At 74.1% G+C, this 15208-nt stretch carries 15 protein-coding genes; 7 read left to right on the forward strand and 8 right to left on the reverse strand.

The genetic code is table 11. From position 1 onward, the window contains the following. The first annotated feature begins 72 nt into the window (after window positions 1–72). Window positions 73–717, forward strand: coding sequence for an urease accessory protein UreD (locus WCD58_RS21805; protein WP_337705169.1), 645 nt, complete (start codon window positions 73–75; stop codon window positions 715–717). On the opposite strand, the gene WCD58_RS21810 is transcribed toward WCD58_RS21805, so the two are convergent. Next, window positions 696–2363 (reverse strand): purine-cytosine permease family protein, encoded by a 1668-nt coding sequence (locus tag WCD58_RS21810; RefSeq protein ID WP_337705170.1) that lies wholly within the window; start codon window positions 2361–2363, stop codon window positions 696–698. The genes WCD58_RS21805 and WCD58_RS21810 overlap by 22 nt on opposite strands. A gap of 139 nt (window positions 2364–2502) precedes the next feature. Between WCD58_RS21810 and ureG the strand changes: the two genes are divergently transcribed. After that, window positions 2503–3150, forward strand: coding sequence for an urease accessory protein UreG (ureG, locus tag WCD58_RS21815; RefSeq protein ID WP_337705213.1), 648 nt, complete (start codon window positions 2503–2505; stop codon window positions 3148–3150). 22 nt (window positions 3151–3172) lie between these two features. Here the strand turns inward: ureG and WCD58_RS21820 are convergent, their stop codons facing one another. Next, window positions 3173–3994 carry an LLM class F420-dependent oxidoreductase gene (locus WCD58_RS21820; RefSeq protein ID WP_337705171.1) on the reverse strand — a complete coding sequence of 274 codons (822 nt, stop codon included), beginning with the start codon at window positions 3992–3994 and terminating at the stop codon, window positions 3173–3175. Between the two features lie 46 nt (window positions 3995–4040). Here WCD58_RS21820 and WCD58_RS21825 point away from each other — a divergent pair, with 46 nt between their 5' ends. Further along, on the forward strand, window positions 4041–5189 hold the full coding sequence (locus tag WCD58_RS21825) for a cobalamin-independent methionine synthase II family protein (RefSeq protein ID WP_337705172.1): 1149 nt from the start codon (window positions 4041–4043) through the stop codon (window positions 5187–5189). 66 nt (window positions 5190–5255) lie between these two features. After that, entirely contained in the window at window positions 5256–5813 is a 558-nt protein-coding gene (locus WCD58_RS21830) for a dihydrofolate reductase family protein (RefSeq protein ID WP_337705173.1), read from the forward strand. Window positions 5814–5819: 6 nt separating this feature from the next. Here WCD58_RS21830 and WCD58_RS21835 read toward each other — a convergent pair whose 3' ends face one another. From WCD58_RS21835 to WCD58_RS21850, 4 genes are read right to left on the reverse strand one after another with little or no spacing between them, the layout of a single operon-like run. Further along, the gene (locus tag WCD58_RS21835; RefSeq protein WP_337705174.1) at window positions 5820–6485 is read right to left on the reverse strand and encodes a TetR/AcrR family transcriptional regulator; all 666 of its coding nucleotides are present in this window, start codon (window positions 6483–6485) and stop codon (window positions 5820–5822) included. A 32-nt stretch (window positions 6486–6517) separates the two neighbouring features. Next, on the reverse strand, window positions 6518–8032 hold the full coding sequence (locus WCD58_RS21840) for a pyruvate, phosphate dikinase (RefSeq protein ID WP_337705175.1): 1515 nt from the start codon (window positions 8030–8032) through the stop codon (window positions 6518–6520). Continuing rightward, window positions 8029–8832 carry an NAD-dependent epimerase/dehydratase family protein gene (locus tag WCD58_RS21845; RefSeq protein ID WP_337705176.1) on the reverse strand — a complete coding sequence of 268 codons (804 nt, stop codon included), beginning with the start codon at window positions 8830–8832 and terminating at the stop codon, window positions 8029–8031. The genes WCD58_RS21840 and WCD58_RS21845 overlap by 4 nt, the downstream gene beginning before the upstream one ends. Next, window positions 8825–10030, reverse strand: coding sequence for a cytochrome P450 (locus tag WCD58_RS21850; RefSeq protein WP_337705177.1), 1206 nt, complete (start codon window positions 10028–10030; stop codon window positions 8825–8827). The genes WCD58_RS21845 and WCD58_RS21850 overlap by 8 nt, the downstream gene beginning before the upstream one ends. 100 nt (window positions 10031–10130) lie before the next feature. On the opposite strand from WCD58_RS21850, the gene WCD58_RS21855 reads away from it, so the two are divergent. Continuing rightward, window positions 10131–10748: a helix-turn-helix domain-containing protein gene (locus tag WCD58_RS21855; protein ID WP_337705178.1), complete on the forward strand. Its 618-nt coding sequence runs from the start codon at window positions 10131–10133 to the stop codon at window positions 10746–10748. Window positions 10749–10754: 6 nt separating this feature from the next. Here the strand turns inward: WCD58_RS21855 and WCD58_RS21860 are convergent, their stop codons facing one another. Further along, window positions 10755–11381 (reverse strand): histidine phosphatase family protein, encoded by a 627-nt coding sequence (locus WCD58_RS21860; protein WP_337705179.1) that lies wholly within the window; start codon window positions 11379–11381, stop codon window positions 10755–10757. Between the two features lie 16 nt (window positions 11382–11397). Then, complete coding sequence (locus WCD58_RS21865; RefSeq protein WP_337705180.1) at window positions 11398–12930, reverse strand: AMP-binding protein; 1533 nt, start codon at window positions 12928–12930, stop codon at window positions 11398–11400. Window positions 12931–13112: 182 nt separating this feature from the next. On the opposite strand from WCD58_RS21865, the gene WCD58_RS21870 reads away from it, so the two are divergent. Then, window positions 13113–14849 (forward strand): PEP-utilizing enzyme, encoded by a 1737-nt coding sequence (locus WCD58_RS21870; protein ID WP_337705181.1) that lies wholly within the window; start codon window positions 13113–13115, stop codon window positions 14847–14849. 2 nt (window positions 14850–14851) lie between these two features. Further along, a complete protein-coding gene (locus tag WCD58_RS21875; RefSeq protein ID WP_337705182.1) occupies window positions 14852–15208 on the forward strand; it encodes an ester cyclase in 357 nt (118 codons plus the stop codon).

A 15208-nucleotide genomic window follows, 5' to 3' on the forward strand; every position in this document is an offset into this window, starting at 1 on the left:
CCCGGGGTCGGGGCACACGCCCGGCTGTCCCGACGGGACGGGCGCCTCACCTGGGCGTCCAGCCCACCACTGGTGCTGCGGCGGACCGGGCGCGAGCGGGTGCACCTGGTCCAGGTCGGCGGCGGCCCCCTCGGCGGCGACGTCCTCCGGCTCGACCTCGACCTCGGTCCCGGCGAGCGTCTCGAGCTGCGCACCGCGGCCGCGACCGTGGTGCAGCCCGGGCGGGAGGGCGGCACCGCCCGGTTCGCGGTGCACGCCCGTCTCGACGAGGGGGCCGTGCTCGACTGGCGCCCGGAGCCGACCGTGGTCACCGACGGCGCCGACTGGTGGGCGAGCCTGGACCTGCACCTCGCGCCCGGGGCGGTCGCGACGGTCACCGAGCAGCTCGTGCTGGGCCGCGCGGGGCAGCGGGGCGGTCGCGCCCGCAGCGACCTCGCCGCCGCCGTGGACGGGCGGGCGCTGCTCGTGTCGTCGAGCCGTCTCGACGGCGCCGACCCCGTGGTCTCCGGTCCGGGCGGGAGCGGCGGGGCACGGTCGGCCGGGACGCTGCTCGTGGCCGGGCGGCGGATCGGGGAGGACGGCGGCGAGGAGAGCGGCCTGCGCTGGGCCCGGACCGCCCTCGACGGCCCGGGCACCCTCACCACCGCCGTCGGGTCGGCCGGTGCCGTGACCCGGCTGCTCGCCGCCGAGCGCGCTCAGCTCGCCGGCAGCACGTGACGCCCCTCGCGGTCGGTCGACAGGCACAGCGAGCAGACGTGGCCGGACCCGGTGCCCGACGCGGTCATGTCGGGCCGCTCGAAGTCCTGGTCGCACACCTGGCAGTGCAGCGTCGCGCCGATCGGGTTGCCGTGCTCGTCGAACATCGGCACGTCGATGCCGTCCTCGGTGCGCCGCAGGTAGTACCGCCCGCCCGTCGCCAGCGCGATGACCGGCGGGAGCACGAACGCCAGCCCGATCGCGACCAGCGGCGAGTACGACGCCAGCGTCTCGCCGAGCAGCCCGAAGAACGCCAGGATCGAGACCCCCGCGGCGACGAGCATCGAGCCGAAGCCGACCGGGTTGACCGCGTAGAGCATGCCGCGCCGGAACTCGGGGACCTTCGGCGAGATGCCGAGCAGGTACTTGTTGATCGCGATGTCGGAGGCGACGACGACCACCCAGGCCATGCCGCAGTTGGCGTAGAAGCCGAGGATCGTGTTGAGGAAGTCGAACATGTTCGCCTCCATCAGCACCAGCGCGATGAGGAGGTTGACGCCGAGGAAGACGAGCCGGCCCGGGTAGTGCTTGGTGACGCGGGTGTAGGAGTTGGTCCAGGCCAGCGAGCCGGAGTAGGCGTTCGTGACGTTGATCTTGATCTGGCTGATCACGACCAGGATCACGGCGAGGGTGAGCGCGAGCCACGCCGGCATGATGTTCGTGTAGATCTCCAGGAACTGGCGCACCGGCTCGTTGGCGAACGCCGAGGCCCCGGCGACGGTGGCGAGCAGGTAGACCGCGAGGAAGAGCCCGACGACCTGCTTGGCGGCGCCGAAGATGACCCATCCCGGCCCCGCGAGGATCGTCGCGGCCCACCAGCGCCGGGAGTTCTCCGGGGTCTTCGGCGGCATGAACCGCAGGTAGTCGATCTGCTCGGCGATCTGGGCGATCAGCGAGAGGCACACGCCCGCCGCGAGCATCACGGCACCGAGGCTCGGCGTGCCCCGGCCCTCCTCGCCCTGGTAGGCGAAGAACGTCTCGACCGACTCGGGGTGGCTGATGAGCAGGTAGACGAACGGCAGGACCATGAGGACCAGCCACAGCGGTGTGGTCCAGAGCTGGAGCTTCGAGAGCAGGCTCATCCCGTACACGACGAGCGGGAAGATGATGATCGTCGAGACCGCGTAGCCGAGCCAGAGCGGCATGCCCAGCCCGAGCTCGAGGCCCTGGGCCATGATCGAGCCCTCGAGGGCGAAGAAGATGAACGTGAACGTCGCGAAGATGATGTTCGTGACGACCGACCCGTAGTAGCCGAAGCCGGAGCCTCGGGTGATGAGGTCGAGGTCCAGGTTGTACCGGGCCGCGTAGTAGGCGAGCGGGAAGCCCGACAGGAAGATCACGACCGCGAAGACCGCGATGCCCCACAAGGCGTTCACGGTGCCGTAGGAGATGCCGATGTTGGCACCGATCGCGAAGTCCGCGAGGTAGGCGATACCCCCGAGGGCCGAGGTGGCGACGACGCCCGTCGACCACTTCCGGTAGCTGCGGGGCGCGAACCGCAGCGTGTAGTCCTCGAGTGTCTCGCGGGCCGCGCCGGCCCGGGAGGCCGTGGCGTCCGTCGGCGGCGCGGTGCTCGGTTCCGGGGGGCGCGTGGCGTCCTGGGTCACGATGCGAGCGTGAGATCGGTGTGTGTTCACGACGCAACAGCCGATCGACACTCGTGTTTCCGGCGGGGACAACGGGCGCCTCGTGCCCGATGATCCCGGGGTGCACCGACTCGACACCGAGGACCCGGGCGGCGGCTCCGTGAACCACGCCCCGGAGCAGCACCGTCACGGGCGCGCGCTGCGCGTCGGCATCGGCGGTCCGGTGGGATGCGGCAAGACCGCGCTCGTCGCCGCGCTCTGCCGCGCACTGCGCCACGAGCTCTCGCTCGCCGTGGTCACCAACGACATCTACACCACCGAGGACGCCGACTTCCTGCGTCGCGAGGCCGTCCTGCCCGACGACCGGATCGTCGCCGTGCGCACGGGTTGCTGCCCCCACACGGCCATCCGCGACGACATCACCGCCAACCTCGACGCCGTCGAGGACCTCGTCGAGCGCCACGACCCGGAGCTCGTCCTCGTCGAGTCCGGCGGCGACAACCTCACCGCGACGTTCAGCTACGGCCTCGTCGATCGCCAGATCTTCGTCCTCGACACCGCGGGCGGCGACGACGTGCCGCGCAAGGGCGGTCCGGGGGTGGCGGGCGCCGACCTGCTGGTGGTCAACAAGGTCGACCTCGCGCCGCTGGTGGGCGCGGACGTCGACCGCATGGCCGTCGACGCGGCCCGTGTGCGCGAGGGCCGCCCGACGATGCTCACGTCGGTCCGGACCGCGCCGGACGTCACGGACGTCGCCGGGTGGGTTCGTGGGCAGGTCGCCCTCCACGGGGCCGGAGCGGGGGTCTGAGGAGCAGCACGGCGGGACATCCTCAGCGCACCCAGCGCTCGGCGATCGCGTCGAGGCGGGTCAGCACGTCGCGCTCGCCGACGGGGTCGACCCAGAAGGTGATCCGGTCGACGCCGGCCTCGTCGAAGCCGGTGGGGTCGAGGGTGTCGGGGTCCGCGCCGAACGCGGTGAACGGGACGTCGGGACGCCCCTGCTCGGACAGCCACGCGCGCACCCGCCGGTAGTCGGCGACGTCGAAGGTGTCGGGCAGCCAGGCGTCGCCGTGGTCGCGCAGGCGGGCCAGCGCGGCGTCGCTGCCGCCCCCGACGAAGATCGGCGGGTGCGGGCGCTGCACCGGCTTGGGCCAGCAGTACAGCGGCTCGAACGCGACGTGCTCGCCGTGGAACTCGGCCACGTCCTCGGTCCAGATCCGGGCCATCGCGGCCAGCTTCTCGTCGAGCACCCGGCCGCGCCTGCGGGGGTCGACGCCGTGGTTGCGGGCCTCCTCGCGGTTCCAGCCGACGCCGACACCGAACAGCGCCCGCCCGCCGGAGACGAGGTCGAGGCTCGCGACCTGCTTGGCCGTGTGGATCACGTCCCGCTCGGCGGGCAGCGCGACCCCCGTGCCCAGGCCCAGACGAGTGGTCGTCGCGGCGACCACGGCGAGCGTCACGAAGACGTCGATCGTGCGGTGGAAGTGGCGCGGCAGGTCCCCGCCGCCGGGCGCCGGGCTCTCGCGGCTCGCCGGGATGTGGGAGTGCTCCGGGACGAAGAGCGACTCGAACCCCCGCTCCTCGAGTGCCGGACCCAGCACCGCCGGTGCGATGGTCTCGTCGGTGGCGAACAGCACGACCCCGTACTCCACGCGCGAGATGATCGCGCGTGAGGCGGCGCGACGACAGGGAGGAACCGTGACCCGTATCCGGACGACCCACGTGGGCAGCCTCGTGCGCACCCCCGAGCTGGTCGAGATCCTGCGTGCCCGCGAGTACGGCGAGCCCGTCGACGCCGACCGGCACGCCGAGGTGCTCGCCGCGGCGGTGGCGGACGTGGTGCGGCGGCAGGTCGAGCTCGGCCTGGACGTGGTCAGCGACGGCGAGTACGGCAAGTCCGACAGCTGGTCGCGCTACATCCGCGAGCGCCTGGGCGGGTTCACGGTGTCGGCGGCGTCCGACCCGACCGCCGGCCGGTCGAACGTGCCGCCGGGGACCGACAAGCACCTGTTCGGCGAGTTCTACGCCGAGTACGAGGCGGGCCAGGGCTTCGTCGGCGGCGGCGGGGAGTGGCGCGCGACGGGCCCCGTGCACTACACGGGCGCGGCGGCGGTCGGGCGGGACATCGCGAACCTCACCGCCGCGCTGCCGGACGGCGCCGAGGGGTTCCTGCCCGTCGTCGCCCCGGCCAGCGCGGTGCCCCGGCCCACGCACGACTTCTACTCCTCCGACGAGGAGCTGCTGTTCGCCGTCGCCGACGCGCTGAACCAGGAGTACCGCGCCGTCGTCGACGCCGGGCTGACCGTGCAGATCGACGACGCCCACTTCGCCATCGCCTACGACACGATGCGCGGCGACCTCGCGGCCTACCGGCCCTGGGCCGAGCTGCGCACGGAGGCGCTGGTCCGGGCCCTCGACGGCATCCCGCCCGAGCGCGCCCGCTACCACGTCTGCTGGGGCAGCTGGAACGCGCCGCACGTCGGCGACGTGCCGCTGCGCGCGATCGTCGACCTGATCCTGCGCGTGCCCGTGCAGACCTACTCCCTCGAGCAGGCCAACCCGCGCCACGAGCACGAGTGGCGCGTGTGGGAGGACGTCCTGCTGCCCGACGACAAGGTGCTGATGCCCGGTCTCGTCAGCCACGCCACCAACGTCGTCGAGCACCCGGAGCTGGTCGCCGAGCGCATCCTCCGCCTCGCGAAGCTCGTCGGGCCCGAGCGCGTCGTGGCCAGCAGCGACTGCGGGTTCGCCCAGGGCCCGCTGGTGCGCCGCGTCCACCCCACCGTGCAGTGGGCCAAGCTCGGCGCGTTGGTGGAGGGCGCGCGGCTGGCGGAGCAGCGACTCTGAGGCCCTGTTGTTCAACCTTCTGATTGAGTACACTTTCAGGACTACTCACCGCAGAAGGAGGACGACATGGCGACCCTCATGGTCGACTTCATCATCTCCCTCGACGGCTACGGCGAGGGCGAGGGCTGGCCGGGCTTCTGGGGCATGGAGGGCCCGGAGTACCTGCGGTTCCTCGAGGACGAGCCCGCGCACACCGCCCTGCTGGGAGCCACGACCTACCGGCTGATGGCGGGCCTCGCCGACGAGATGCCCGACGAGCTGGCGGGGATGACCGCGCAGCCCAAGGTGGTGTTCTCGTCGACGCTCGACGAACCGCTGACCTGGGCGAACACCGAGCTCGTCCGCGGCGACCCGGTCGAGGCCGTGCGCGCCATGAAGCAGGACCACCCGCGTCCGTTGCACACGGTCGGCAGCCTGAGCCTGACGCGCGCCCTGCTGGGCGCGGGCGTCGTGGACCGCTTCCGGGTCGTCGTCTTCCCGGTGATCACCGGGATCACCGGCCGGAACCGCGTCTTCGACGACTATCCCGACGTCGCCCTCGACCTCGTCGAGAGCCGGACGATCGACGGGCGGCTGCAGCTGCTCGAGTACGTCCCGACGGTGATCGACGGACCGCCCGGATGACCGCCGTCAGGACGCCCCGGCCGGCGGCATCGAGCGGAACCAGACCTCGGCGATCGAGACGGCGATCGCCTTGACCCGCTCGGGCCGCGGCGCCCGCTCCGGGAGCCCGATGTGCACGTAGGCCATCTGCTCGACCATCGACCCGAGGCACTCCGCCAGCAGCTCGAAGTCGGTGGCGCCGATGGCGCCCGCCCGGTGACGTGACTCGAGCCAGCGGCGCGTCCGGTCGATGAACTGCGCCCGCTGGTCGAGCCAGACCCGGGCGAAGTCGCTGTCGGCGGTCATCGCGGCGGCCTCGCGCAGCACCCGCAGCAGCCGGCGGTTCTGCGCGTAGGAGATCAGGTAGGCGTTGGTGCGGTCGATCAGCGCGTCGAGCGGGTCCCGCGGCGTCTCCGGCGACCGGCTCGACGCGGACAGGAGCTCGTCCATGCCCGGCTTCAGCGCCTCGAGGAAGATCGCTTCCTTGCTCTCGAAGTGCCGGTAGAAGTTCCCCTGCGAGACGCCGGCGTGGAAGACGATGTCCGCCACCCGGGTCTGCGCGTAGCCGTACTCGGAGAAGCAGGAGACCGCGGCGTCGACGAGCTTCTTGCGCGTCCGCAGACCCCGGACGTTCTTCTTCACCGCGGGCGGGCTCTCGACGGCCGCGGCGGCACTGGACTCGGGTCGCCCCACAGGTGCTCTCCGCTCGCCGACGTGACCGAGGTTCACAGAATACGCTGCACGCGGGCCAGCAGCCCGGACAACGACGCCGACCCGCCGTCGACGCCGAGCCGCGCCGCCGCCCAGGTGCGCAGCGCCGTCTCCGCCTCCCCGGGTCCGGTGGCGTCGCCGTCGGTCACGAGGTCGCCGTCGAGCACCACGCCGCGGGTCCCGTCGACGGTGACGCGGCGCCCGGCCAGCGCCGCCACCGTGCCGTCGCCGCACCCGACCACGCAGGGCAGGCCGGCCTCGCGGGCGACGAGCGCGGCGTGCGAGGTCGTGCCGCCGTGCTCGGTGACCACGGCGACCGACGCGTACATGGCGGGGACGTCGTCGGGCGCGGTGTGCGGGCGGACCAGCACGATCGCGGCGTCCTCGTCGGCGTCGAGGGCGTCGTCGGGATCGGTGACGACGAGGCCGGCGGCCACCCCCGGACCGGCGGCGGTGCCGCGCGCGAGCACGACGGCGTCGGCCGGCCCCGTCGTTCCCCCGGTGCCGAGGGCCTCCGCCTGCTCGACGCCGACCAGGGCGAGCGCCTCGTCCTCGCCGAGGATCCCGTCGCCCACGAGGTCCACGGCGATCCGCACGGCCGCGGCGGCCGACCGCTTCCCGGCCCGGACCTGCAGCACGTGCAGCTGCCCGGACTCCACGGTGAACTCGATGTCGACCATGTCGCGGTACTCGGCCTCGAGGCGGGCGGCGACGTCGCGCAGCTGTGCGTGCAGCGCCGGCATCGCCTGCGCGAACGCGTCGATGGGGGTGGGGGTCACGGCGCCGGAGACGACGTCCTCGCCCTGCCCGCGCGCCATCCACTCGCCGTAGAGCACGGGCTCGCCGGTCGCCGGGTCGCGGCTGAAGACCACGCCCGTGCCCGACCGCGCGTCGCGGTTGCCGAACACCATCGCCTGCACGGTGACCGCCGTGCCGAGGTCGTGGTCGATGCCGTGGCGGTCGCGGTAGACCCGTGCCCGCGGGCTGTCCCAGGAGCGAAAGACCGCGCCGATCGCCGTGCGCAGCTGGCGCCATGGGTCGTCCGGGGGCTCGGTCGCGCCGTCCTCGAGGCCGACGACGTCGGCGTAGGAGCGGCGGAACCGGTCCCAGGTGTCGCGGGCCCAGGCGGGGTCGCCGGTCTGCACGGCCAGGGCGTCGGTGAGCTCGCGGGTGAGGCCCAGGTTGAGGACGGTGTCCATCATCCCCGGCATGCTCTGCGCCGCGCCGGAGCGCACGGAGACCAGCAGGGGCGAGGCGGGGTCGCCGAACGTGTGGCCGGTGGCGCGCTCGATGCCGGCGAGGGCGTCGAGGACGCCCGCCCAGACGTCGTCGGGGAGCTCCGCCCCGCCGTCGCGGAAGCGGGCGCAGGCGTCGGTGGTGATGGCGAAGGCCGGCGGCCCGGGCAGGCCGAGCGCGCGCATCCGGTTGATGCTCGCCGCCTTGCCGCCGAGGCGGTCGCGGTCGAGCGGGCAGGTGCCGTCGAGGGCGACGACCTGGGTGCTGGCCTGGGCGCTGACGGAGGTGGTCACGTCCGGCTCCTCGTCGGTCCGGCGGTACGAGCGGTCATGGCGGCACGGGCGGCCCGCACCGCGAGCAGGCCGCCCTCCACGGGCAGGTCGGTCCCGCTGATCCAGGACGCGTCCGGGCCGAGCAGGAAGGCGATGGCGGCGGCGACCTCCTCGGGGCGGCCGTGGCGGCCGACCGTGGCGGCCGCGCGGTCGATGTCGGCCTCGCCCATCGAGCGGCGGAAGTCCGCGAGGATCGGGGTCTCGACCGGGCCCGGGCTGACCGAGTTGACGCGCACCCCGCGCGCCACGGCCTCGCCGGCGGCGAGGCGCGTCCAGCGCACGAGGGCCTTCTTCGCGGTGTCGTAGGCCTCGGCGCCGGTGTGGGGGTGCCGGCCAAGCCAGTCCGCGAGCTCGGCGGTGTCGGTGCAGCCCAGGAGCTCGTCGAGCACCTCGTCCGGCACGGCGGACCGGTGGGCGGCGACCGACGACACGGTGACGGCCGACCCGCCGGGACCCATCCGGGCGACCAGGGGCCCGACGAGCAGCACCGGCGCCAGCACGTTGACCGTGAGCACGGTCAGCGGCGGCGCGGTGCCGGGCACGCCCGCGACGTGCGCGACGGCCGCCGGGTCGACCCGGTCGAGGACCGCGGCGATCGCCGCCGGGTCGGCGAGGTCGCACGTCAGGACCTCGACGCCGGGTCGCGGGTCGACAGACACACGGTCGAGCGCGAGGACGCAATCGCCCCGGGCGAGCAGCAGCTCGACGAGCGCCGCCCCGATTCCTGAGGCGGCGCCGGTGACGAGCACCCCCTCAGACACGGGCGGCCTCGACGATCCGGACGGGCAGGTGCTTGATCCCGCGGAAGAAGTTCGAGCTCAGGCGGTCGACCTCGCCGGCCTGCTCCACGACGAGGCCGCGCTCGTGCAGCCGCCGGAAGAACACCTGGGCCTCCAGGCGCGCCAGGTGGGCGCCGAGGCAGGCGTGCGGCCCCCAGCCGAACCCGAGGTGGTCGGCCTCCGCGCGGTCGGGGCGGAACCGGTCGGGGTCGCTGAACACCCGGTCGTCGCGGTTGCCCGACACGAACCACATGACGATCTTCTCGCCGGGCGCGACGGTGCGACCGTGCAGCGCGATCGGCTCGACCGCGGTGCGGCGCATGCACAGCACCGGCGAGACCCAGCGCAGCATCTCCTCGATCCCGCCGCGCAGGTTCTCCGGCGACTCGCCCATCCAGGCGTGGCTGCCGGGCTCGAGGTTGAGCGCGTGGACGCCGCCGGAGAGCAGGTTCCGGGTGGTCTCGTTGCCCGCCACCATGAGGATCAGGTAGTACGCGTCGAGCTGGCCCCGGGACAGCGGGCAGCCGTCGACCTCCGCCGTCGCGAGCACCGAGACGATGTCGCCCTGCGGCGCCGCCCGCCGGCTCGCCTCGAGCTCCCGGAAGTAGGCGAACACCTCCTCGCGGGCCCGCACCGCGGTCTCCGGACCGTCGGAGTACTCCGGGTCCTGCGAGGCCATCTGGTTGGTCCACCGCAGGATGTCCGGGCAGTCGGCGGCCGGGACACCGAGCAGGCGGCCGAGGACGAGCAGCGGGAGGCGGGACGACACCTCGGCGACGAGGTCGAGCTCGCCCGCGCCGACGAGCGGGTCGAGGAGCTCGTCGACGGTCCGCTCGATCTCGCCCTCGAGCCGCTTGACCACCGCCGGCCGCACGTGGGGCACCACGACGCGGCGCAGCTTGAGGTGCTCGGGCGCGTCGAGGTGGTGGATGCTGCGCGCGCTCTCGCCCTCGGCGCGCCGGCTCGGGATCTGCGTCCCCTCGCGCACGGTGACCGCCGGCTCGGAGGCCACGCGCCGGACGTCCTCGTGGCGCGTGACCGACCAGAACCCGGGGCCGCCGTCGGGCTCGGCGTTCCAGTGCAGCGGGTCCTCGTCGCGCAGGAGCCGGAAGACCTCGGCGTCCCGCCCCTCGCGGAACACCGACAGGTCGGTGAGATCGATACTCGCCGCTGAGGTCACCCTCGGCTCCTCTGGTGGGCGTGGTTGCCGACGGGTGACACGCAACACTAGTCTGCGTACGAATGCAACTAGCGTTCACAAACTGAGCCAGGAGGACCTCGTGGACGACGGCCGCTTCCGGACCTTGCACGCGCTGCGGGTGAAGGGGCTGACCTCGCCCGCGGTGGCCGCCGAGATCGTGTCGATCACCGTGGAGGACGCGCAGGCGCAGCTCACGGAGCTCGAGCAGGAGGGCCTGGTCCGCCACCGGGGCGCCGGGCGCGTGCAGGGGTACGCGCTCACCAAGGACGGGAAGACGGCGCACTCCGCACTGCTCCCCGACGCCGTGGACGCGGCCGGCCGCGCCGCCCTCGAGGCCGCGTACGAGCGCTTCCTGCCCGTCAACGGCGACTTCAAGGAGGTCTGCACGGCCTGGCAGACCCGCGGCGACGACACCACCCCGAACGACCACACCGACGCCGCGTACGACGCGGGCGTGGTCGAGCGGCTCGCGGCCGTGGACTCCCGGGTGGACGGGGTGCTGCGGGACCTCGGCGCGGAGGTCGACCGGATGGCGGGGTACCGGCCGCGGCTGGCCGACGCCCTCGCCCGCGTCCGCGACGGCGACCCGACGGCGTTCACCACGCCGATGACCGCGTCGTACCACGACGTGTGGATGGAACTGCACCAGGACCTGATCGTCTCGCTCGGCCGCACGCGCGGCGCCGCCGACGAGTGAGGGCTCTCAGGGGACCGCGCTCCCGACCGACCCCGGCGCGAGCTGCAGGTGCGCGGTCTCGTTGATGCTGACCAGCTGGCGGTGCCCGCGACGCGACGCGAGGACCCGGCTCACCGAGGTGTAGCCGAGCTGGCAGAACATCCCGTGCGGGCGGTCCAGGATCGAGCACAGGTAGGAATTGATCACCCCGCCGTGGCAGACCACGGCCACCACGGCGCCCTCGCGGGCGGCGACGATGTCGGTGAAGGCCGCGACGACCCGCTGCTGGAAGGCCTCGGGGTCGAAGCGGTGGCTCCCCCACCGGCCCGTCTCCAGCGCGCGCCACAGCTCCGCCCGGTCCCCCGGGCCGACCTGCTCCATCGGGACGTAGGCCGGGGCGCCGAGGTCGAACTCGGCGAGGCGCTCGTCGACGCGGACACCGACCCCGGCGCGCTCGGCGACGTGCTCGGCGGTCTCGCGGGCCCGGCGCATCGGCGAGCTCCACACGACCTCGGGCGTCGGCACGTCGGCCGCGACGAGGTGGGCGCCGAGCAGGCGCGCGTCGTGGTGCCCCTGCTCGGTCAGGCCGGGGTCCGCGCCGTGGCTCGCCTCCACGCGCACGGGCCGTCCGTGGCGGACCAGGACCAGTTCCATCAGCGACCCCCGCCCCTCACCGGGCGTCCACGGTCGTCAGCTGCTCGCGCACGACCCGGTGGAGGAGCTTCCCGGCGTCGTTGCGCGGGAGCGCCGCGACGACACGGACCTCCCGCGGGCTCTTCGCGGGGGCGAGGCGCTCGCGGGCCCATCGCAGGAGCCCGTCGTCCGCCTCGGCGCCGGGCGCCGGGACGACGACGGCGACCACGCGCTCGCCGAACTCGTCGTCGGGGACGCCGACCACCGCGACGTCGTCGACGGCCGGGTGCTCGAGCAGCAGGTCCTCGACCTCGCGGGGGTAGACGTTCACCCCGCCGCTGATGATCGTGTGCCCGGCGCGGCCCGTGAGGTAGAGGTAGCCGTCCGCGTCGAGGTGGCCCAGGTCGCCGACCGTGCCCCAGCCGGGGGTCGCGGCGAGGTCGACGCGCCCGTCGGCGTCCGGGACGGGGTCCGGCGCGTCGGGGCGGGCGAACCAGACCGCCCCGTCCTCCCCCGCCGGCAGGAACCGCCCGTCGGGGTCCGCGACCGCGACCCGGCTGGCGACCGCGCGCCCCACCGAGCCGGGGTGCGCGAGCCACTCCTCCGGACCGATCACGGTGCGCCCGTGGCCCTCGCTCGCGCCGTAGTACTCGAACACGATCGGCCCCCACCACGCGAGCACCGCCCGCTTCACCGACGGCGGGCAGGGCGCCGCCGCGTGCACCGCGACGCGGTGGGACGACAGGTCGTGGCGCGCCCGCACCGCGTCGGGCAGGCGCAGCAGCCGCACGAACATCGTCGGGACCCACTGGCTGTGGGTGACGCGGTGCCGCTCGATCGCGGCGAGCGCCGCCTCCGCGTCGAACCGCTGCATGAGCACGACGGTGCCGCCCGCCTGGTGCAGCGACTGCAGGAACCCGAGGGGGCCGGCGTGGTACGCGGGGCCGGGGACGAGCAGGACGTCGCCGTCGGCGGGGACCCGGTCGCCGTCCGGCACGGTGAAGCCGAGCATCCGCATCAGCCCCGCCGAACGGACGCCGACGTCGTCGGGGTGCACGTCGCGCGGGGCCACCCGCGCGGGCTTCGGGCGACCGGTGGTGCCGGAGCTGAACAGGAGCCGGCCGCCGGCACGCTCGGGCACGTCGAGCCGTTCGGCGTCGTCGGCGAGCACGGCGTCCAGGTCCGCGCCCACCAGCAGCCACAGCGGCTCCGGCAGCCCCGCCGCCGCGAGCGCTGCGGCGACGACCGGGCGGTGCTCGGCCGTCGTCACGACCGCCCGGGGCGCGGCGTCGGCCAGGACCGGCTCGAGCTCCCGCGCGGTGAGGTGGTGGTCGACCGCCGCGAGCACGAGGCCGCTGCGCCAGCACGCCCAGCAGACGTCGCCCCAGCGGACGTCGTTGCCGAGCAGGATCGCGACGACGTCGCCGTCGCCGAGCCCGTGCCGCCGCAGCGCACCGGCCAGGCGGGCGCTGCGCGCGTCCAGCTCGCGGTAGGTGACCGTCTCGCCGGTCTCGGCCAGCACCATCGCCGGCCGGTCGGGCACCTGCGCCGCGATGCTCCCGGGGTACACGACCCTCCTCCTCGACGACCGTCGATGTAGACGTCCGTTCGCATTGTGTAGCGCGCTGAGGGCCGTCGCGGCAAGAGAAGCCGCCCCTTGACACCGATAGTGGCCGCCATCACGATGCGACTGCGGGTCACAGACTTGGGCGCCGCGCTCGATGCGTCCTCAGCGACGAGGGAGACACCTCCGTGAACGACTGGCCGATCTTCGACGCGACCTCGAAGACGTTCCCGCTGTACTCGCGGGCCAACGTCGGCGAGATCTTCCCCGACCCGATCTCGCCGCTGAACGCGTCCGTCGGCTTCCAGGAGTACCTGGAGCCCGGGTGGCGCGACGCGTTCGTCGCCTGCGGGGTCTGGGACCACGACCTCTACGACACCGCGGTCGACCGCAACATCCTCCCGGCCTTCGGCAGCTACCTCTACATCAACATGTCGCTGATGCGGCTCTTCGGCGTCCGCGTGCCGGGCATGGGCGCCGAGGCCGTCGACCTGCAGTACTTCGGCGACATGCCGGGCATCCCGTCCTACGAGAGCGAGAAGCGCGACTTCGACGACGACCCGGCGGCGAGCGAGAAGGCCGGCGCCTGGCTCATGAACGAGGTCCTGCTCGCCGAGGGACTGCCCGCCTACGACGCCGACCGTGCCGAGGTGCTCGGCATCCGCGCGGCCCGCCCGGACGTCGCCGCGCTGTCCGACCGCGAGCTCGTCGAGCGCCTCACCTCGTTCGGCGGGGTCCAGCGGCGGCTCTTCCAGCACCACATCGAGTCGAGCCTGAAGTCCGGCGTCGGGCTCGGCGCCGTCGCGCAGGTCGCGGCCGCCGTCGGACGCCCCGAGCTCGGCCTCACGCTGGTCAGCGGCATCGGCGACGTCGACTCGGCCGGGCCGTCGAACGGGATGTGGGCCCTGAGCAGGCCGGCGCGCGGCGGCCCGGTGGCCGCGCTGTTCGACGCGGGCGTCGCGGGGCTCTACGAGCGGATCACGGCGTCGACCGAGCCGGAGGTCGTCGCCTTCCGCGGGCAGCTCGACGCCTTCCTCGCCGAGTGGGACTTCCGCGGCCCGGCCGAGTGGGAGCTGCGCGCCCTGACCTGGGGTCTCAAGCCCGAGCTCGCGCTGCACACCGTCGACCGGATGCGCACCGTCGCCGACGACGAGGCGCCCGCGGTCAAGAACGCCGCCCGCGCCGCCGAGCGCGAGGCCGCCACCGCGACCCTGCGCGAGATGCTCGCCGCCGACCCCGAGGCGGCCGGCCAGTTCGAGGCCGCCCTCCACGCCGCGGCGCTGTGGCTGCGCGGCCGTGAGCGGTCGCGCACCACCTCGGCGATGCTGGTCCACGAGCTGCGCCTGCCCGCCCTGGAGCTCGGGCGCCGCGGCGAGGCGGCCGGGCACCTCGACACCGCGGCGCAGGTCTTCATGCTCTTCGCCGACGAGCTCGACGGCTGGCTCGCCGACCCCGGCGCCTTCACCAAGCGGCTCCGCGAGCGCGAGCGGACCTACGTCGAGCTCTTCGACCTCGAGCCGCCGTTCGTCGTGATCGGCGACGCGCCGCCGCTCGCCGAGTGGACCCGCCGGTCGAGCAAGCAGCACACCGTCGCGCAGGCCGGCGAGGTCATCCAGGGCGTCTCCGGCTGCACCGGCGTCACCCGCGGGCGCGCCCGCATCTTCACCGACCCCGACGACGACGCCGAGCTCGAGCCCGGCGACATCCTCGTCGCGCCCATCACCGACCCCTCGTGGACGCCGCTGTTCGTCGCCGCCTCGGCCGTCGTCGTCGACGTGGGCGCGCCGTTCTCCCACGCCGCCATCGTCAGCCGCGAGCTGGGCATCCCGTGCGTGGTGTCGGCGGCCGACGCCACGAGCCGGATCCCCGACGGCGCGACCATCGAGGTCGACGGCACCGCCGCCACCGTGACGGTCGTGGGCTGACCGTGGGCGACGCCCCGGTGGCGGTGGTCCGCCGCTACCTCGACGAGATCTACCACGCCGGCGACGTCGAGCTGGTCCGCGAGATCACCGCCGACGGGGTCGTCCGCCACGACCCCGGCGGCGCCCGCACGCTCGACCACGAGGCGCAGATCGCCCGCATCCGCGCCGACCTGCCGCAGTGGCAGCCGTGGTTCACCGCCGAGGTCCTCGCGGGCGACGACGACCACGCGGTGCTCGTGTGGACCGCCCGCGGACGCACCGCCGAGCGGCTCCTGTCCGGGATCGAGGTCTTCCGGGTCCGCGACGGGCGCATCACCGACGTCTGGAACACCCCCTACTCCACCGAGCCCTGGGGCTGA

This window comes from Actinomycetospora flava (genome assembly GCF_037400335.1).
Lineage (GTDB): Bacteria > Actinomycetota > Actinomycetes > Mycobacteriales > Pseudonocardiaceae > Actinomycetospora > Actinomycetospora flava.